Source organism: Natronobacterium haloterrestre, assembly GCF_900112205.1.
Lineage (GTDB): Archaea > Halobacteriota > Halobacteria > Halobacteriales > Natrialbaceae > Natronobacterium > Natronobacterium haloterrestre.
The window spans coordinates 244,783-262,280 of the sequence record NZ_FOKW01000002.1; the positions used below are offsets into that span (position 1 = coordinate 244,783).

General features: G+C 66.3%; 19 protein-coding genes, 1 tRNA gene and 1 pseudogene. 9 read left to right on the forward strand and 12 right to left on the reverse strand.

The genetic code is table 11. The annotated features are described in order from the left end of the window. Nucleotide 1: 1 nt before the first annotated feature. A complete protein-coding gene (locus BM113_RS05255) occupies nt 2-550 on the reverse strand; it encodes a gluconate 2-dehydrogenase subunit 3 family protein (RefSeq protein ID WP_089786000.1) in 549 nt (182 codons plus the stop codon). 80 nt (nt 551-630) lie between these two features. Between BM113_RS05255 and BM113_RS05260 the strand changes: the two genes are divergently transcribed. Beyond that, nucleotides 631-2,262: an ABC transporter permease gene (locus tag BM113_RS05260; RefSeq protein WP_089786002.1), complete on the forward strand. Its 1,632-nt coding sequence runs from the start codon at nt 631-633 to the stop codon at nt 2,260-2,262. On the opposite strand, the gene BM113_RS05265 is transcribed toward BM113_RS05260, so the two are convergent. The 7 genes from BM113_RS05265 to BM113_RS05295 form a co-directional block, all read right to left on the reverse strand. Beyond that, nucleotides 2,259-2,972 (reverse strand): SOS response-associated peptidase, encoded by a 714-nt coding sequence (locus tag BM113_RS05265; protein ID WP_089786004.1) that lies wholly within the window; start codon nt 2,970-2,972, stop codon nt 2,259-2,261. The two genes, BM113_RS05260 and BM113_RS05265, sit on opposite strands and share 4 nt — an antisense overlap. A gap of 112 nt (nt 2,973-3,084) precedes the next feature. Then, the gene (locus BM113_RS05270) at nt 3,085-4,326 is read right to left on the reverse strand and encodes an RNA-guided endonuclease InsQ/TnpB family protein (protein ID WP_089786005.1); all 1,242 of its coding nucleotides are present in this window, start codon (nt 4,324-4,326) and stop codon (nt 3,085-3,087) included. 120 nt (nt 4,327-4,446) lie between these two features. Then, nucleotides 4,447-4,527, reverse strand: a tRNA-Ser gene (locus BM113_RS05275). Nucleotides 4,528-4,554: 27 nt separating this feature from the next. Continuing rightward, nucleotides 4,555-4,803, reverse strand: a complete 249-nt coding sequence (locus tag BM113_RS05280; protein ID WP_089786007.1) for a DUF7981 family protein — start codon at nt 4,801-4,803, stop codon at nt 4,555-4,557. 22 nt (nt 4,804-4,825) lie between these two features. Beyond that, nucleotides 4,826-5,206, reverse strand: a complete 381-nt coding sequence (locus BM113_RS05285; protein WP_089786009.1) for a Rid family detoxifying hydrolase — start codon at nt 5,204-5,206, stop codon at nt 4,826-4,828. A 70-nt stretch (nt 5,207-5,276) separates the two neighbouring features. Continuing rightward, nucleotides 5,277-6,488 carry a threonine ammonia-lyase gene (ilvA, locus tag BM113_RS05290; RefSeq protein ID WP_089786011.1) on the reverse strand — a complete coding sequence of 404 codons (1,212 nt, stop codon included), beginning with the start codon at nt 6,486-6,488 and terminating at the stop codon, nt 5,277-5,279. Nucleotides 6,489-6,825: 337 nt separating this feature from the next. Next, nucleotides 6,826-7,272, reverse strand: coding sequence for a gamma-glutamylcyclotransferase family protein (locus BM113_RS05295; protein WP_089786013.1), 447 nt, complete (start codon nt 7,270-7,272; stop codon nt 6,826-6,828). A 108-nt stretch (nt 7,273-7,380) separates the two neighbouring features. Between BM113_RS05295 and BM113_RS05300 the strand changes: the two genes are divergently transcribed. From BM113_RS05300 to BM113_RS23005, 3 genes and pseudogenes are all read left to right on the forward strand, one after another. Beyond that, a complete protein-coding gene (locus BM113_RS05300; protein ID WP_089786015.1) occupies nt 7,381-8,460 on the forward strand; it encodes a DUF7490 domain-containing protein in 1,080 nt (359 codons plus the stop codon). An 11-nt stretch (nt 8,461-8,471) separates the two neighbouring features. Next, nucleotides 8,472-8,888 carry a DUF8060 family membrane protein gene (locus BM113_RS05305; RefSeq protein ID WP_089786017.1) on the forward strand — a complete coding sequence of 139 codons (417 nt, stop codon included), beginning with the start codon at nt 8,472-8,474 and terminating at the stop codon, nt 8,886-8,888. 91 nt (nt 8,889-8,979) lie between these two features. Continuing rightward, nucleotides 8,980-9,472 (forward strand): annotated as a pseudogene (locus BM113_RS23005) (protein-tyrosine phosphatase family protein). A gap of 136 nt (nt 9,473-9,608) precedes the next feature. Here BM113_RS23005 and citZ read toward each other — a convergent pair. The 3 genes from citZ to BM113_RS05325 form a co-directional block, all read right to left on the reverse strand. Then, entirely contained in the window at nt 9,609-10,757 is a 1,149-nt protein-coding gene (gene citZ / locus BM113_RS05315) for a citrate synthase (RefSeq protein WP_089786019.1), read from the reverse strand. Between the two features lie 245 nt (nt 10,758-11,002). Further along, nucleotides 11,003-11,674, reverse strand: a complete 672-nt coding sequence (locus BM113_RS05320; RefSeq protein WP_089786020.1) for a helix-turn-helix domain-containing protein — start codon at nt 11,672-11,674, stop codon at nt 11,003-11,005. A gap of 287 nt (nt 11,675-11,961) precedes the next feature. After that, nucleotides 11,962-12,324, reverse strand: a complete 363-nt coding sequence (locus tag BM113_RS05325; RefSeq protein ID WP_007140157.1) for a cell division protein SepF — start codon at nt 12,322-12,324, stop codon at nt 11,962-11,964. Between the two features lie 209 nt (nt 12,325-12,533). Here BM113_RS05325 and BM113_RS05330 point away from each other — a divergent pair, with 209 nt between their 5' ends. After that, nucleotides 12,534-13,301 carry a DUF1028 domain-containing protein gene (locus BM113_RS05330; protein WP_089786022.1) on the forward strand — a complete coding sequence of 256 codons (768 nt, stop codon included), beginning with the start codon at nt 12,534-12,536 and terminating at the stop codon, nt 13,299-13,301. 27 nt (nt 13,302-13,328) lie between these two features. Here the strand turns inward: BM113_RS05330 and BM113_RS05335 are convergent, their stop codons facing one another. Continuing rightward, the gene (locus BM113_RS05335) at nt 13,329-13,808 is read right to left on the reverse strand and encodes an RNA-binding protein (RefSeq protein ID WP_089786024.1); all 480 of its coding nucleotides are present in this window, start codon (nt 13,806-13,808) and stop codon (nt 13,329-13,331) included. Between the two features lie 100 nt (nt 13,809-13,908). On the opposite strand from BM113_RS05335, the gene BM113_RS05340 reads away from it, so the two are divergent. From BM113_RS05340 to BM113_RS05355, 4 genes are all read left to right on the forward strand, one after another. After that, nucleotides 13,909-14,403 carry a TspO/MBR family protein gene (locus tag BM113_RS05340; RefSeq protein ID WP_089786026.1) on the forward strand — a complete coding sequence of 165 codons (495 nt, stop codon included), beginning with the start codon at nt 13,909-13,911 and terminating at the stop codon, nt 14,401-14,403. Nucleotides 14,404-14,479: 76 nt separating this feature from the next. Beyond that, on the forward strand, nt 14,480-15,679 hold the full coding sequence (locus tag BM113_RS05345) for an NAD(P)/FAD-dependent oxidoreductase (protein ID WP_089786028.1): 1,200 nt from the start codon (nt 14,480-14,482) through the stop codon (nt 15,677-15,679). A 99-nt stretch (nt 15,680-15,778) separates the two neighbouring features. Beyond that, a complete protein-coding gene (locus BM113_RS05350; RefSeq protein ID WP_177209113.1) occupies nt 15,779-16,075 on the forward strand; it encodes a DUF7562 family protein in 297 nt (98 codons plus the stop codon). 116 nt (nt 16,076-16,191) lie between these two features. Next, on the forward strand, nt 16,192-17,496 hold the full coding sequence (locus tag BM113_RS05355) for an RNB domain-containing ribonuclease (protein WP_089786032.1): 1,305 nt from the start codon (nt 16,192-16,194) through the stop codon (nt 17,494-17,496). Nucleotides 17,497-17,498 lie beyond the last annotated feature (2 nt).

Here is a 17,498-nt window from a genome sequence, read left to right on the forward strand (position 1 = left end):
GTCACGGTTCCGGCCCCCGCTGGTAGGTGTCCATCCCGCCGGGGTGTCCCTGCGGGTTCTCGATGCCGACGAGTTCGCCGCCGGTCGGCGAGGCGTACAGCGCCAGCAACAGTTCGTTGACGACGTAGTACCGGACCCGCTCGGCGGTCGTCCCGTCGGGGTCCTCGTCGGCCGTGTCGGCCCCCACTTCCCGGAGGAACGACTCGCGGCCGCCGGCCGAGAGCGTCGCGAACCGGGCGCCGTACCACGCCTCGGCCAACTCGTCGACTTTTGCGACCGTCTCGTCCAGCGCGGTCGCGTGGGTCGGATCCTCGAGTCGGCCCTCGAGGAAGGCCCCCACGAACTCCTCGATGCCGGTCACCTCCCGTGGATAGACGACCTCGGCGGCAGCGAGCAGCGTCTCCCGGATCCGGTCGGCGTCGACGGTCTCCGCCCGGGCGTCCGCGTCCCCGCTTGCGCCCCAGTCCGACCGGTCGAGGCCGGCCACCGCGGCCCCGCCGACCCCCAGCGCGGCGAGCGCCGCGACCGCATCCCGTCTTGTCAGCTCCATACGTTCGGATTAGGCAAACCTAAACCCTTATACCCGTTGAAACGGGATTTCCGAACACGAACTCACTCCCGACTACCCCTATGAAATCTCTCCTCTCAGTCCGCCGTTATACGTCGAACGACGAACTGCCGCTCGGGCTGACGCTGCTGTCGGGGGCCATCGCCGCGGCGATGCTGTTTCCGCTGACGTGGCTCCTCGTCGAGGCCACCCGGGTCGACACCGGCCGCGCGTGGGAGATGTTCGTCCGGACCGAGACCCTCGAAATCCTCACCAACAGTCTCCTGTTGATGGCTGCGGTGACCCTCTTTTCCGTGCTGCTCGGCGTTCCCCTGGCCTGGCTCACCGTCCAGACGGACCTCCCCTTCCGCCGGTTCTGGTCCGTCGTCGTCGCCCTGCCGCTGGTCGTCCCCAGTTACATCGGCGCGTTCGCGTTCGTCTCGGCTTTCGGCCCTCGTGGGGAGTTCCAGTCGATCCTCGAGCCACTGGGCGTCGAACAACTCCCCGAGATCTACGGATTGAGCGGTGCGACGCTGGTCATCACGCTCTACACCTATCCCTACGTCTACCTGACGACCCGCGCCGCCCTCCTCTCGTTCGATACGACGCTGCTCGACGCTGCCCGGACGCTCAACCACGACACCTGGACCGCGTTCCGCCGTGTCACGCTCCCGCAGATCCGTCCCGCGGTCGTCGCCGGTGCCCTGCTCGCGGCGCTGTACTCCGTCTCCGACTTCGGGACGCCCGCGATCATGCAACTCCCGGTGTTCACCCGCCAGATCTACGTCGAGTTCAACGCCTGGAACCGGGACTATGCCTCGCTGCTCTCCCTCCAACTGCTCGCGATCGTACTCGTCGTGCTGGCACTGGAGTGGCGCGTCCGGCGGGGCGACTCGAGTCGCGGCGGCGGTGGCGGCGAGGGAACGGGCGGCGGTCCGGTCGTCGAACTCGGCGCCTGGCGCTGGCCGGCGATGGCGCTGCCCGCGGCGGTGACGGGGATCGCGCTCGCGGTCCCGCTGTGGATCCTCGGGCTCTGGCTCGTCACCGCCGACCCGAACGCCAGGCCCGAACTGGCGTTCGAACTCGAGTACGCGATGAACTCCGTGCTGGTGGCCGGCGCGGCCGCACTGGTGGCCGTCCTCGCCGCCCTGCCGGTGGCGTACTTCGCCGCCCGGAACGACTCACTGGTCTCGACCGTGCTCGAGCGGGCCACGTACGTCGGCTTCGCGGTGCCGGGCATCGTCCTGGGGCTGGCACTGGTCTACTTCGCGACCGGCTACGAGTCGCTGAACCTCTCGTTCGCCCCGACGCTCTACCAGACGCTGCCGCTTTTGATCTTCGCCTACGTGGTCCGCTTCATGCCCCAGGCCGTCGGCTCGATCCGGACCACGACGCTGCAGGTCGACCCCAAACTGGTCGAGGCCGCCCGCACGCTCGGCGAGACGCCGACCCGGACGTTCCGGAAGATCACATTGCCGCTGATCGCGCCGGGGATGACCGCCGGCGCTGCGCTCGTGTTCCTGACGACGATGAAGGAGTTGCCCGCGACGCTGTTTCTCCGGCCGACGGGCTTCGACACCCTCGTCACCGTCATCTGGCGGGCCCAGGAGGCCGCCTACTTCCAGTACGCCGCGATCCCTGCACTCATGCTGCTCGTCGTGTCGGGACTCTCGATGGTCGTGCTCCTCTCGCAGGGGGGCCGCGAGGGCCTCTAACCCGTCTCGAGGGGCTCGATCAGCGACGGTTCGTCGATCGAGGGATCGTTGACCGCCGTCGAGACCGGGTACGCCCGCATCCCGTCGGCCGGGTACGGCTCCAGCAGGTCGCGGCCCTCGTCGCCGTCGCCCTCGAGCCACCGCCGTTCGTCCTCGGGTTCGAGGATCACCGCCATCCGGTGGTGTAAGTCCGCGACCAGGTCGTTCGGCTCGGTCGTAATGACCGTGAACGTCTCGAGCGGGCCGTCCTTCCGTCCGGCGTCGTCGCTGCCGCCGCCGAAGGCGTCCAGCCCCGCCTGGGTCGTCGCCTCGTCCGGCTCCCACCGTTCCCACAGGCCCGCCATCGCGAACGGCCGGTCGTCCTCGAGGGCGACGCGATACGGCTGTTTTCCGTCTGCCGTCTCGACCCACTCGTAGAACCCGTCAGCGGGGACGAGACACCGACGGGACTCGTAGGCCTCGCGGAAACTCGGCTTCTCGTCGACCGTCTCCGCGCGGGCGTTGATGAGTCCGCCGCTGTCGTCGTCGGCCCACGACGGGACGAGCCCCCACTCGAGCCGTCGTGCGACGCCGGGATCGGCGTCGGTGATCACGGGAAGCCGCTGGCCCGGGGCCATGTTGTATCGCGGGGAGAACGAGTCGGGAGCAGTCGCGTCGAATCGCTCCTCGAAGTCGTCGCGCTCGAGGGTGAGGGTGTACCGGCCGCACATGCATCCTACTGTGTGCTCCTGGGTCAAACTGGTTCCGCTCGAGTATCGAACCGCCAGAACAGGGATACCAACTGTCGAACCGCTTCGGTCGAAACGTCCGTTTCTCGCTTCGTTATGGATTCGACTTGTCCGTCGACTCGTCCTCGGACCCGTTCGGGTACGGAGTGTACGTACCGTTTGGAGTCATCGTCCCGGACTTCAGGGCGTATTGGCCGACGCCCCTCTCCCGAGACGTCTGTTGGCCCCGGGAGAGATAGGTATCTGCTACGTTCTTGGCTGCGATGTAGTCCGCGTGACCTCGGCAGCCACACTCCTGACATTCGAACTGATCGCGTGACGTTCGATTGTTTTCGTGCACGAATCCGCATTCGGGACACCGCCGGCTCGTATTCCTCGGGGACGTGGTGTCGACGAACAGTCCTGCAGCCCTCGCCTTGTATTTCACGTACTCGTAGAGCGTGTCGAACGCCCACTCCGAGTGCCAGTCTGCTTCCGGAAGCCGATCACGGATACCGTCCAGTTCTTCGAAAACGATACCGTCACAGCCGTGTCCTCGAGCTTCGTCGACGATACCGTTTGCCACGTCGTGGAGGGCGTGCTTTATGTACTCGGATTCGCGAGCACTCACACGCTCGAGCGTTCGATAGGCGTTTCGTGTTCCTTGCGCCTGTAGACCGTAGCGCACTCGCTCGAACTCGCGGCGTGCATGGCTCAGTTCGCCAGCCGAGAAAAACTGTGCAGTACTGGTAACCGCAATCTCGGCCACCCCGAGATCCACTCCGAGAACCGTTCCGTTCTCGATCGGTGGATCGGTTCGTTTCGGTGTTCGAAATCCGAGGTGGAGAAACCAGTCACCGTCCCGGTAGTGGAGCGTCGATTCCGTCAGTTCCCACTCGTCGTCCTCGAGATACTGGTACTGGTAGCCATCGTCGTCGGGGAGTTCGAGACGTGCACGAACTCGAGAATGGGAATCACACGTCGCGAGCGACACTTCTTCTTCCTCTTCGAACACGGTCATCGTCCGCGCGTCGAACGTCATTGACTCCGACGTGAACTCGGGTCGAGTAGCGTGCTTTCCGTCTTTCCTGCGTTCGATCCCCGACTTGATCGCGCGGGCAACGTGATGAGTCGCGAGAACCGCGTGTTGGCTCCCGAGTTCGGTTTCTTCTCGGATCCGATCGTACGCGAGACGTTGGACGGCGGATGCACAATCACACGTTCCCCACGCCATCCTCGATGCGATATTACACGCTTCGAGCCACTCGGAGATCGTCCGTTCGAGTAGTTCTGACTGTGACGATGAGACTGATACACGGGTAATAGCGGTGCGACGCTGGTACTCGTCTCCCGTCACTATGACGACGTTCCTGCGTTATTACTGATAAAGTCTCGACCGATCGACGACTGCTTTTGATTGACCAACGTTCTCTCGAACTGGAAACCTCTCGACCAAAACTACTGTATTCGAAAAGAACGCCAGGACTGGGATTTGAACCCAGAATCCCAAAGGGAACACGCTTTCCAGGCGTGCGCCTTACCGTTCGGCCATCCTGGCTCGAGTGCACCTAGCCACGTCCGTCGTTTAACTCTTACTTTTGTCGTCGCCGTGTGCCTCGGTTTCGCCCCCCACACGCGCCGACCGGGCGGCGAGTCGCGGCTCGAGGACGTACGCGCTGGCGGTCGTCGCGACGCCGACGAGCGCGGCCACGGCCGCACCGCGGGGAACCGTCAGCAGGGGCTCGACGACCAGGGCGTATCCCTGGAGGAGCACCAGGAACGTCATGAACCCGACCGCTCCCCACAGGAGGGCGGATTTGGTGCGCCGTTCCATCTCTCTCGGACTCGTGGGGCCGTCAGTCAAGCGAGGCGATGGCCTCGATCTCTACGCCGACGCCCTTCGGGAGCGCGGCCACCTCGACGGCGCTGCGGGCCGGCGGCTCGGCGTCGAAGTAGTCGGCGTAGGTTTCGTTCATCGCGTCGAAGTCCTCGATGTCGTCGAGGAACACCGTCACCTTGAGCACGTCCTCGAGGTCGGCGCCTTCCTCCTCGAGGATCGCCGAGAGGTTCTCCAGTGCCTGCTCGGTCTGGGCCTCGATGGGCTCGTCGTCGAGCAGGTCGCCGTCGGGGGTCATCGGGATCTGGCCGGCGGTAAAGAGAACGTCGCCGTCGTTGGTCGCCTGGCTGTACGCGCCGACGGCCGCGGGGGCCGCGTCGGTGTCGGTGATGCGTTTCATACCCGGTACCTTTCGGCGAGTGGGCTTAAAGGCAGGCGAATCGGAATCGGAGTCGGAATCGAAGCCGCGCTCAGACCAGCACGTCGACGTCGTACCCCTCCTCGCGGAGGTCCGCGAGGAACTCCTCGACGTGGTCGGGGCCGCGCATCTCGAGTTCGATCTCGACCTCGGTGTCGTTGAGCTCGACGCCCCGCGAAGTTCGGTCGTGGTGGATCGCGTAGATGTTCGCCTGATGGGCGGTGAAGATCTCGAGCAGGTCCTCGAGCGCGCCCGGTTGATCCGAGAGGATGGTCCGGATCTTCAGGTAGCGCCCGGTCTCGACGAGGCCGCGGACGATGACGTTGGTGAGGGTGTTGAGGTCGATGTTGCCGCCACACAGCGCCGGGACGATCGTCTCGTCCTCGTCGTAGTCGAACTTCTCGAAGAGGACGGCAGCAAGCGCCACCGCGCCGGCCCCCTCGACCACCGTCTTCGACCGCTCGAGCAGGTGGACGATGGCCATCGCGATCTCGGGGTCCGAGACGGTGACCACCTCGTCGACCCGCTCCTGGATGTGCGGGAAGGTCCGTTCGCCGACGCTGCGGGTCGCGATCCCGTCGGCGATCGTGTCGACGCCCTCGAGCGTGACCCGTTCGCCTTTCTCGAGCGATGGGGCGGCGCTGGAGGCCCCTTCGGCCTGGACGCCGATCACGCGCGCGTCGGGTTTCTCCCCTTTGATCGCCGTCGCGATGCCGCTGATGAGGCCGCCGCCGCCGATCGGGACGACGACCGTCTCGACCTCCGGACAGTCCTCCAGGATCTCGAGGCCGATCGTCCCCTGGCCGGCCATCACGTCCTCGTCGTCGAACGCGTGGAGGTAGGTGCGACCCTCCTCGCGCTCGATCTCGTGGGCGCGCTCGGCGGCCTCGTTGTAGTCGTCCCCCTCGAGGACGACCTCGGCCCCGTAGTTGCGCGTGGCCTTGACCTTCGAGATCGGGGCGTGTTCGGGCATCACGATCTTCGCGTCGACCCCCTGGCGCGTGGCCGCGAGCGCGACGCCCTGGGCGTGGTTACCCGCGCTCGCCGTGACGACGCCCGCCTCCCGCTGGTCCTCGGAGAGGGTCGCGATCCGGTTGGTCGCCCCGCGGATCTTGAACGCCCCCGTCCGCTGGAAGTTCTCCAGTTTCAGGTGGACGTCAGCGCCTGTCATCGACGAGTACGTGTGCGAGTACTCGAGCGGTGTATGGCGGGACGTCTCCCGTACCCGCTCTCGCGCCTCGAGAATGTCGTCGAGTTCGAGCATACGTCCGAGTTTTCGGCCACCCTCGTAATATTGTTGGGATCAGGCCGACGGCTCCGCCGTAGTGTTACGGAACGGCACCGCTGACGGCACGAATCGCACAAACCGTACGTCGACGGACGGGAGCGGTTGACCCCGGTCCGTCGGCTGGCGATGTTAGGACGGGAAAGTGCTGCCGGGTGCGGGCAGCACGACAGGGAATACACGGCGTGTGACGTGCGAGTGTAGACGGGGACGCCGAGAACATAAAACCCACCCCTCCGGACTGGAAGTGAAAGTGCAAGACGGCGTCGGGGTGAATCGCCCGTCTGACGGCCGACAGACGATCGACAGACGACCGTCATTCGTCACTGTGTAACACGACGTTGGTCCGCTCGAGATAGCGCCGAACGCGCGCGGTAAACGGCCCGTCGCCCGGCCAGTCGACCCGGTCGGCGACGCCGAGGCGGGCGGGGTCGCCGACGTAGACCGCGAGGGTCGCGTCGTCCTCCTGGCTTCCGTCCACCGCGCTCGCCGCATCCGTCTTCCAGGGAACCGACACCCGGACGTACAACCCGTCCTCGACCCCCTCGTACCGATCCAGGCGCTCGAGCCCCACGTCGTCGACCGCCAGCAGTCGCCCGTCGACGCGTCCGCCCGGTGCCAGCGTCGGATACCGCCCGTCGACGCGGTGTAGCCCCTCGAGGGTTGCTCGACCCTGGAGTTCGTATCGGGCCGGTGGCTCGCCCTCGAGGACGGCCTCGACGCGGTCGGGGTCGGTCAGCGTTCCGTAGACGAAGACGTACACGTTCGCCTCTCGAACATCGGGCTACTTGTGTTCGAAGGGTCGTCGTGGAGTCTCGATCCATCATATCAGCACACAAAACACTTATAATATCGGTAGGGAACCACGACCATGAATCGCGAGCTTGCCCTGAGCGGTGCCGCGCTCGCCGTCGCAGTCCTCGCGCTCGCGACGCTTGCCCTCTCCGGCGCTGTCGCCGACCCCGCCGAACCCGATGCCGAATCGAAAATCGAAGGCCACGCGTCGCTGCTCGAGGTAACGATCGCCGCCGACGACGTCTCCGGCGAAACGGTCTCGCTCGAGATCGACAGCTACCTCGAACACCGCGGTCAACCGGTCGAGAACGTCACGGTCGTCCACCGGGCGACCGATACCGACACCGATCTGGTCGAGGACGAGACCTCCCGCGAGGTCGGTACCCTCGAAGATGGCGGCGAGACCGTCGCCACCGCGACCGTCGACGTCCCCCGGGAGGGGAGCTACGCCCTCGAGACCTTCGTCTACGCCGACGGCACGCGAACGGAATCGGCCACCCACCGGGTCTACGGCGTCGACGCCCTGACGCCGGCCTACGCCGACTCGAGTCTGGAGTTTCACCGCTTCGGCGGCGAGGACGGCCTCCTCACGGACGTGCCCGCCATCGAGTACTCCGTCGTCGACACGGACGACGAGGCCGGCGAGGCGACCGTCGAGGTGACGGGCTATCTCACCAACGCGGGCGACGACCCCGCCGACGACCTCGAACTCGAACTGAAGGCTCGCCAGGCCGACTCGAACGTCGTCGCCGACGCGGACACCGTGTCGGTCCCGGCGGTCGATCCCGGCAAGACCGCGACGCCATCGACCGAACTCGAGGTGGCCGACGAGTACGCCTACTACCTCGACGCGGTGCTCTGGCACGACGGAACGATCGTCGCGACCGACCGCGCGGTCGCCGACCTCGGCCCCGACGGGAACGAGACGGATGCGACGTTCGAGACGGCCGACTTCGAGGAGGACGACGGCTTCGAGACGACCGCGGCCGACGCCGGCGATGCGGAGAACGGCAACGCCGCGGACGAGGCTGCGAGTGCAGACGCGGAAGAGGATCGCGGCACCGACGGAACGCCCGGGTTCGGGATCGTCTCGACCGCGTTCGCGGCTCTCGCCGCGATAACTGCCCTCGCAGCGACCCGAACGATCGACCGCTAACCTGGACTGCCATGACCGATACGCCATCCACTACTCCGACGGACCAGACTGCAACGACCGACGCGACCGACGCAAACGACCCGACGACCGAAGTGTTCGACGGCCTCGAGGGCCAGGGCGAGGGCGAGAGCGAAAAGCCCCGGAAACCGAACCCCTCGAGCCCGCCCGAACGCCCGGACGTCGACGATCGCCGCGGCCGCATCGACCTCGAGGCTGCGACGATCCGGCGCTACCTCGCCTGGGGTGCGCTGGCGGTGTGCTCGGTGCTCGCGGTCGTCGCGACCGTCCGGCTCTACGGGAGCGTCACGGCGGCGATCGACCTCTGGGTGACGGAGCGCTATCAGCCGCTGATGCGGGCCGCGTTCAACGTCGTGGTGTTGCTCGGCTCGCTGACCGGCATTTCGCTGGTCCTCCGGGAGCTGAATTGAACTGAACTGAACTGAACTGATCCGGGAAGTCGCCGACCACCGGCCGAGAGGAGCACAGCCTCTTTACGGGAACCGTTCGTTCCGACGGACGATGGGTTCTCGAGAGGACGGGGCCTCGAACAGTTCAACGGGGGTTTCTGACCCAGTTGTCCGACCGTTCGGATACGTCGAAACGGACAGTCGTCCGTCGTATCGGCGATCGGGACCTCTACCTGGGCAACAAATTCGCGGCGATTCCCGGGGAACACCCCGAGGAGTTCGACTTCGTGATTTCGGCGACCGACGAGGCGTTCCCCCGTACGACACATCATCGGCCCCTGATCGATGGCTCCGGGAACGAGTAGGCTGATTTCGAGGCTGCCGTCGATACCGCTCGGACGCTGTTCGATGCAGATGGTCGTTTGCTGATCCACTGTAAGGCTGGCATCTCTCGCAGCAGTACGCTCGTTGCGACGGCGATAGCGGCCGAAGAGGATCGGCGCTTCCGCGAAGCGCTACGCATCGTTCAGGAGGCTCGACCGTTTGCGATGCCCAACCCCGCCCTCCACGAGTTGGCAGTCGTGTACCTGGCGGCGAACGGATAAACCGACGATAGTGACCGTCGCGGTGTCGATCGAAATCCGGCTCTCTCGGTTACGTCCGGGCACCAGCGAACCAGCGACGAAACGGGATAAGAACCAGCGACGAAACGGAACAAAAACGATCCGCTCTCGAGGCGCGTTACCGCTCTCCCAGCGGGACGAACTCCTCCTCCTCGGAGCCCGTGTAGCGCGCTCGTGGTCGGATGAGGCGGTTGTCCTCCTGGTACTCGAGGACGTGGGCGATCCAGCCCCCGGCGCGGCTCATCGCGAAGATGGGCGTGTACATGTCGATCGGGATGCCGAGCTGGTAGTAGACCGACCCCGAGTAGAAGTCGACGTTCGGAGCGATCCCCTTCTCGACGAGGCCCTTCTCCTCGGTGAGGTAGTCCTCGATCGTGGTCGTGATCTCGTACCACTTGTCGTCGCCGTTGTCGGCGAGTTCCTTGCTGCGTTCCTGGAGGATCTTCGCGCGGGGGTCTTTGACGTTGTAGACGCGGTGACCGAACCCGGGGATGCGCCGCCCCTCGTCGGTCGCCTCCTCGACCCACTCGAGCGGGTCCTTGCCGCTCTCGTCGATTTCCATCAGGACTTCCATGACGTCCTGGTTCGCCCCGCCGTGCAGCGGCCCGGACAGCGCCGCGACGCCGCCGGTGACCGCGCTGTAGATGTCGGCCATCGTCGAGCCGATCACCATCGAGGTAAACGTCGAGGCGTTCAGACCGTGGTCAGCGTGCAGGATCAGCGCCTGATCGAACGTTTCGGCCGCGACGTCGTCCGGCTCCTCGCCGGTCAGCATGTAGAGGAAATTGGCGGCAAGCCCCAGATCGGGGTTCGGATCGACCGGCTCTTCGCCCAGCCGGTACCGCTCGAAGGCCGCGAGCGCGGTCGGGATCTTGGCGGTGATACGCCGCCCCTTCCGGAGCGTCGCATCGAGGTCGTCGGGGTCGGCCTCGTCTTCGGGTTCGTACGCCGAGAACATCGACACGGCCGTTCGAAGCGCCGCCATCGGCCGCTCGTCGGCCTCCGCGAGTCGCTCCATCGTCGCGAGGACGTCGTCGTCGACCTCGCGTTCGGTCGCGATCGCGTCGGCGAACTCGGCGAGTTCGTCCTCGCCGGGCAGGCGGCCGTGCCAGAGGAGGTACAGCACTTCCTCGTAGCTTGCACCACGGGCGAGATCCTCGATCTCGTACCCGCGGTAGATCAGTCGTCCCTCGTCGCCGTCGATCGAGCTAAGATCCGACTCTGCGACTAGGACACCCTCCAGCCCTTTTTTGAGGTCGTCTGCCATACTCCGACCTTTCAGTCGCCCATGGAAAAGCATTATCGTTTGCCGTCCGTTTTCGCCCGTTCCGACGCACGTCCAGGCATATCAGGGGCGTACTTTCGGACAGGCGTTGCGTCACTGACTCCTCGAGTGTAGGTCTGTTTCGAAGGGCGTCCGCGCCGGACAAAGATGTAGAATAATTGTGATAGATTCGTCCACTCCGGAACTACGCCTGACGGGGCTGTGCCGGGGGGACGTCCCCGCGACGATTACTTCGCGAGGATCGAGTCCATCAGTTTCGTCTGGGCGGCCGCCAGGTGTTCGGTGAACGTCGAGCGGGCCACGCCCAGTTCCTCCGCGACGTCCGTCGCGTTCGCCCCCTTCGGGTAGTCGAAATACCCCATCTCGTAGGCCGTTTCGATGATCTCCTGCTGGCGGTCGGTCAACTCCTCCCTGTCGACGATGACCGGGTCACTCGAGGACTCCTCGTGGTCCTGGGTCAGGTCCTCGACGAGGACGCCGTCGAAGCTATCCCGCAACTCGTCGACGATGCCGGCGACCTCCTCGAGCTCGAGGGTGCGAAACGAAAGCAGTAGGGACCCGTCCTGGGCCCGGACCGAGGAGATCGGGGTCCCGGTCTCCTCGACGATTTCACACGCACAGTCGTTCGACCTGTCGCGTTCGAACCGGTACACGGCTTCGTGTTCGCTGGCCTGTACCGGCGTCATCTCGACGTCGGTCGGTGCGTCGTCCGCGATGTCCTCGGGCGAGGCGTTCGTCGGGAGTTCGAACTCCTCGACGACGACTTCGTCTTCGCCCGAGCCGGCTGGAACCCGCGTTCGGCTCACCGAGTCGATCGATTGCTCGGTGCTTGCGGAGACGCTCGCGACCGGGCATTCGGCAGGATCGCGGACGACGACAGTTGCTCGAAAGCCTGTCATATAACGGGATACATACGCCGGGAGTATAACCGAACCCCGTAATTCCCGGGGTATGAAAACATCCGCTACGAAAGCCGATCATATTCGTCCAGGGGTCAAAAACGGGGTTCGACACCGGGTCCCCCGGGGACCACCAGCCGCCAGACTCGGCGTTTCGCGACCGACTGTGACCCGTTCCGGGATACGGATTGCTGTCCCTCCCGATGTACCGGCGCAACCGCGACCCGGACGGCAGTTGCGCCGGAACTGACGGACAGTAACCCCTATCAGTCGAGCCCCGAACCGGATCAGTGCGACTGGCCGAGCTTCTCGCGGCTGATCCGAACGCCCGTCGGCGTGATGATCATCTGGTCGTCGCCTTTCCGGACGATGTCGCCGTCGACCTCCTGGGCGACCTGTCGCAACTCGTCGACGATGTGTTCGACGGTGCTGTCCTCGGTCCGCAGCCGCGTGACGTCGGCGATGACGATGTCCCCATCGTAGACTGCGTCCTTGATATCGATCGCGTCGGCCTGGCCGCTAACCTCGGCGATATGTACCTGCATCGTCGCCGCTGCCGACTCCGACGACACGTCGTCGAGGTCCAGTTCGACGTAGTCCTCGGCGGTGCGTGACTGATCGCCGCCGAGAATTTTGCTCATGAGTCCCATTGCCAGAAGGGACCGTCGCCGCCAGTATAGTTCTTACGTCAGACGGAACGTCGTCGCGTCGTGACCGTCGTCTCGAGCGACTCGTTCGGCGGCTTCGATCCCGATCGCAGTCGGCGAAACCACCCCTCGCGGCGCTCCGGCGACCGCGACATCCCGACGCGTTCTCCGGGAGACCGACTTTTTTACTCGCCGGTCGCCTGTCGTCGGACATGACGTTCAGCATCTGTGTCCACGAGTCCTACGAGACGCCCGACGGGGAGTCCCACGAACGGTTCGGCGTCGCCGTCACGACGCGCCTGCCGGGAGTCGGTACGCTCTGTCCGTTCGTCAGCGAGAACGCCGCGGTCGCCACCCAGAGCCTGGTCAACGTCGACCTCGGGCGCCGCGGCGTCGGGTACGTCGACGACGGCCTGGCCGTCGAAGACGCCCTCGAGGCGCTGATCAGCGCCGACGACGGCGCGCCCCAGCGCCAGCTCCACGGGGTCGACAGCGACGACACCTTCGCCTTCTCCGGCGAGGAGTGCGTCGAGTGGTTCGGCGACCGCGAGGGCGACCACTACACCGTCGCCGGCAACATGCTCACCGGGGAGTCCGTGCTCGAGGCGACCGCGGAGGCCTACGAGGCGACTGCGGTACACGAGACGACCGATCCCGTCACGGGTCCCAACGCCGCCCACGGCGACGACGGGGACGAGCCGGAGCCGCTCGCGAAACGGCTGATCGACGCGCTGGCCGCCGGCCACCACGAGGGCGGCGACAAACGCGAGGAACTGGCGGTCCAGAGCGCCGCGGTGGTCGTCGAGTCGACGGAGAGCCACGACATGACCCCGCCGTACAACGACCTGCGGGTCGACGCGAGCGAGACCCCGATCGCGGACCTTCGCGAGACCTACGACCTCGCGATGCAGGGGTACGAGGAGACGCTCGTGAAGTACGAGGAGGCCTACGAGGAGGACTCGCTCGCCGGAACGGAGTAACGGGAAACGCCGACGCTCGAGCGCGATTTACCCGGAGAACTCGTAGAGTTCGTCGCCGACGTGGTGCAGCGAGTCGACGACCTTCCCCTCGTCGCCGGTCATCTCTTCGCCCGGAACGCGGGCGCGACCGATCGCCAGTACCTTGCCGTGTGACTCCTCGGCGATGACGACCAGGTCGTCCGGGTCGATGTCGTCGGTCGCCTCGGTGATCCCTGGCCGCATCACGTCGGCCCCGTCGCTGACGAACGAGACCGCGCCCGCGTCGACCGTCACCAGCCGCCGGTCGGGATCGTAGGCGTTGGCCCCCCGAACCGTCAGGAACGGCTCGTCGTCGAAGTACGCGACCCGCGGTTCGCCGTCGATGAGCACGACCTCCCAGTCGGTTTCCTCGAACTCGACGAGTTCGTAGGTGTCGCCGTCCGCCGTGACGCCCAGTCCGTCCTCGAGGGCCGTCTCGAGTTCCGACACGGCGTCACTGCGGAGGTGGTGTCGAGATTTGACGTCCATATCGGTGCGTTCTACCGCCCGTGCCCATTTAAGCGTTGGATTTCCCCCCGTGGGACCGGATCGCCGGAACGCATACCGTCCTACCCGTCTAAGCTAGAGTATGGAATCCGTCACCGAGCAGCGTCCGGACGCCTCCGTCAGGGACCTTCTCCTGGCGCTCGCGCTGGTCGTCGTCGTCAACGCTCTCGGCGCGTCGCCCGCGGTCCTGTTCAGTTCCGATACCTCGTGGATCGACCGCCCGTGGTTCTTCCCGCCGGAGGTAGCCTTCCCGATCGTCTGGACGCTGCTGTTTACGCTGCTCGGCGTCGCGCTCTTTCTGGTCGTCCGGCGCGGCCTCGAGCGCCGCGACGTGCGCGTCGCGATCGCCGCCTTCGCCGGCCAGTTCGCGCTGAACCTCGCGTGGACGCCCGCCTTCTTCGGGCTACAGCGGCCGGACCTGGGACTCGTCGTCATCGTCGCGCTATGGGCGGCGATCGTCGCCACGATCGTCGCCTTCGACCGGGTCGACCGCCGGGCGGCGGTCCTCCTGGTGCCGTATCTCGCCTGGGTTTCGTTCGCGGCGGTGCTCAACTACGCGATCTACGCCGGGGTTTGACCGGGGACCGCGACTCGAGCACGTCGAGTGCACATGCACGCCGGGGAGTCAACCGTCTCCGACCTGCAGTTGGGCCATGGCTCACCAGCGCGACCTCGACTCGGATTCCGATTCCGATCACGACTCCGCCGGGTCCGTCCCCGCCTACGAGGTGGTCGTCGTCGGCGGCGGCCCGGCCGGACTGACGACCGCGATCTACGCCACCAGGCTCGGCCACGAGACGGCCGTCTTCGAGAAGGAGGGCGGCCGCCACGCCGCGGTCGAGCACGTCCACAACCTGCTCGGCGTCTCCGAGAACGTCTCCGGGGAGGAACTCGCGGCCCACGCCGTCGCCCAGCTCGAGCACTACGGCGGCGACTTCTTCCCGGACGCCGTCGACGCCGTTACCAGGCTCGAGGGAGATGAACCCCGGTTTCGACTCGAGGCGGCCCACGCCACCGTCGACGCCGAACGGGTCGTGTTCGCGACCGGGTTCCGTGATCGGGCCCCCGACGTCTCCGAGCTCGAGCGCTTCGCGGGCCGGGGCCTCCACTACTGTCTGCACTGCGACGCGTACACGCTGGGGGACGGGCCGGTCTTCGTGCTGGGACACGCCGACAGCGCCGCCCACGTCGCGATGACGATGTGCAACTTCACCGACGAGGTCGACCTGCTGCTGGACGGCCGCGAGCCCGAGTGGGACGAGGAAACCGACGAACAGCTCCGGGCCCACCCCGTCGATCGGGTCGAGACGACGGTCGTCTCCGCCTACGAGGACGAGACCGAGCGCGGCAGGTCCGACGGTCCCCCGTGGCTCGGCGGCCTCTCCTTCGGCGACGGGACCGAACGCGACTACCTCGGCGGGTTCGCGATGTACGGGTCGGCGTACAACGCCGACCTCGCGGCGGACCTGGGCTGTGAACTGACCGACGACGGCGCGATCGCGGTCGACGACCGCCGCGAGACCAGCGTCGACGGGGTCTACGCCGTCGGCGACGTTACCCACGGCCAGAACCAGACGACCATCGCCATCGGCGACGGCGCGTACGCCGGCCTGGCCGTCCACAAGGACTTGCGGCGGTTTCCGAAGCCCCTCGAGGAGGTCCGGGACCAGGTGACCGATCGGACCGACGCGAGCGAGGGCGACGACGTGGATGAGGACGCGTCACCCCGGGGAGTCGAGCCGTCCGATCCGGGGGTGCCGGCCGCCTCCCCCGCGCTCCGTGCCCGGATGCGCCGAGTACGGGACCTCGACGTCCATCCCGGCCTCCGGGGACCGTCGCCGGGCCGGGAGTGACGGCGTCCGTGCCCGGTCAGTCGAACGCCATGACTGTCCCACCGCACGAAACCTGTGCCAACCGCTAAGTAATAGCACGGTGTCGGAACGACCATGGCCCTGTGGTCCTCTCGGAACCGCACCGAGACGGTCACCTGTCTCGCCTGCGGGGTCGACGTCGCGCGGTCCGACGCCCGCGAGTACGACAAGCACGGCGACCGCTGGGATCGCGACGACAAGACGTTCGAACACCTCTGCAAGTCCTGTCACGGCGACCTCTGTCACCAGCCGCGGGACGGCCTCGAGGACCTGCTCGTCGACCTCGAGGCCGGGGAAGCCGACCAGGTCACGTTCCTCGGGCGCTACCTCTCGACGGTCGAGGAGCGGTACGGCCGACTCGAGGAAGGGCAGGATTGACTGCGTCGCGGGGGAACGGGGTGTGTTGCCGGCGACGATCGATCCACGCGGCGGCTCGAGCCGAAGGCGGTCCTCGTCCCGACACGACTTTCACGCCCACGTCCGTACCCGTCTCCATGAGCGACGACGCAGACGCACAGGCCGAAGCCGGTACGGCCGAAGGCCAGGGCCCCGTCGAGATCTCCGAGGACCTCGCGCGCCACCTCGAGAACAAACGCGAGGAACTGTTCGAGAAGTTCGAGATTCCGGACGGGTTTCCGCCGGAGGTGCTCGAGGAGGCCGAGGAACGCACGGACGGCGTCCAGGAAGAGATCCAGGAGGAGGTCGACGAACGCGAGGACCTGCGGGACCTGACGACCTGGACGACCGACCCGATCGACGCACAGGACTTCGACGACGCGCTCTCGATCGAAGAACGCGAGGACGAGTACGTCCTCTGGGTCCACATCGCCGACGTGACCCACTACGTCACGCCCGACACGGCGATGTGGGACTCGGCCGTCGAGCGGAGTAACACGGTCTACCTGCCGGGGTACACGATCCACATGCTCCCGCCGGTACTGGCCGAGACGGTCTGTTCGCTGGTCCCCAACGAGGATCGACTCGCCCACACCGTCGAGATGCACCTCGACAAGGAGAACCTGGGCTACGAGAGCATCGACATCTACAAGTCGGTCATTCGGTCGGACGAGCGGCTCACCTACACCCAGGCCGAGAACCGGCTGGACGACCCCGACGCCCCGCTCCACGAGGAGAACAAACTCGTGCACGAACTCGCCGACAGGATGCACGAACAGCGCAAGGAGGACGGCTCGCTCGTCCTCAACCCGGCCCGCGACCGCGCCCACACGATCATCGAGGAGTGTATGCTGAAGGCCAACAAGGCCGTCACGCACACGCTGATGTGGGACCGCGGCGTCGAGGCGATGTACCGGGTCCACCCACAGCCGAGCCCCGACGAGTGGTCCGAAGCCCTCCAGGAGATCCAGGACTTGGACGGCGTGTCGATCCCCGGCAGCACGTGGGACGACCCCCGGAAGGCGGTCAACGCGACCCTCGAGGAGGCGCCGGCCCGCCAGCTCGACAAGATCCAGTGGGCCGTGATGAAGGTGATGCCCCGTGCGAAGTACATGAACGACCCGTTCGGCGGCCACCACGCGCTGAACTTCGAGATCTACGGCCACTTCACGAGCCCCATTCGCCGACTCTCGGACCTGATCAACCACTGGATCGTCTACAAGAACGACGTCCCCGAGAACCTGATCGAGCTCTGTGACCGCGCGAGCGACAAGCAGAAAGACGCCGAGCAGTGCGAACGCGAGTACAAGGACTTCCTCCAGGAGGTCGGCCTCGATCCGATGGCGGTCAACAACCGCGGGATCGAGGTCGTCGACGAGAGCGAGGCCGACAAGACGCTGTAATC

What these genes read in the sequence shown, in the direction of transcription:
- BM113_RS05255 (WP_089786000.1), bottom strand. Translation starts at nt 550, where the DNA reads ATGGAGCTGACAAGACGGGATGCGGTCGCGGCGCTCGCCGCGCTGGGG.
- BM113_RS05260 (WP_089786002.1), top strand. Translation starts at nt 631, where the DNA reads ATGAAATCTCTCCTCTCAGTCCGCCGTTATACGTCGAACGACGAACTG.
- BM113_RS05265 (WP_089786004.1), bottom strand. Translation starts at nt 2,972, where the DNA reads ATGTGCGGCCGGTACACCCTCACCCTCGAGCGCGACGACTTCGAGGAG.
- BM113_RS05280 (WP_089786007.1), bottom strand. Translation starts at nt 4,803, where the DNA reads ATGGAACGGCGCACCAAATCCGCCCTCCTGTGGGGAGCGGTCGGGTTC.
- BM113_RS05285 (WP_089786009.1), bottom strand. Translation starts at nt 5,206, where the DNA reads ATGAAACGCATCACCGACACCGACGCGGCCCCCGCGGCCGTCGGCGCG.
- ilvA (WP_089786011.1), bottom strand. Translation starts at nt 6,488, where the DNA reads ATGCTCGAACTCGACGACATTCTCGAGGCGCGAGAGCGGGTACGGGAG.
- BM113_RS05300 (WP_089786015.1), top strand. Translation starts at nt 7,381, where the DNA reads ATGAATCGCGAGCTTGCCCTGAGCGGTGCCGCGCTCGCCGTCGCAGTC.
- BM113_RS05305 (WP_089786017.1), top strand. Translation starts at nt 8,472, where the DNA reads ATGACCGATACGCCATCCACTACTCCGACGGACCAGACTGCAACGACC.
- citZ (WP_089786019.1), bottom strand. Translation starts at nt 10,757, where the DNA reads ATGGCAGACGACCTCAAAAAAGGGCTGGAGGGTGTCCTAGTCGCAGAG.
- BM113_RS05320 (WP_089786020.1), bottom strand. Translation starts at nt 11,674, where the DNA reads ATGACAGGCTTTCGAGCAACTGTCGTCGTCCGCGATCCTGCCGAATGC.
- BM113_RS05325 (WP_007140157.1), bottom strand. Translation starts at nt 12,324, where the DNA reads ATGGGACTCATGAGCAAAATTCTCGGCGGCGATCAGTCACGCACCGCC.
- BM113_RS05330 (WP_089786022.1), top strand. Translation starts at nt 12,534, where the DNA reads ATGACGTTCAGCATCTGTGTCCACGAGTCCTACGAGACGCCCGACGGG.
- BM113_RS05335 (WP_089786024.1), bottom strand. Translation starts at nt 13,808, where the DNA reads ATGGACGTCAAATCTCGACACCACCTCCGCAGTGACGCCGTGTCGGAA.
- BM113_RS05340 (WP_089786026.1), top strand. Translation starts at nt 13,909, where the DNA reads ATGGAATCCGTCACCGAGCAGCGTCCGGACGCCTCCGTCAGGGACCTT.
- BM113_RS05345 (WP_089786028.1), top strand. Translation starts at nt 14,480, where the DNA reads ATGGCTCACCAGCGCGACCTCGACTCGGATTCCGATTCCGATCACGAC.
- BM113_RS05355 (WP_089786032.1), top strand. Translation starts at nt 16,192, where the DNA reads ATGAGCGACGACGCAGACGCACAGGCCGAAGCCGGTACGGCCGAAGGC.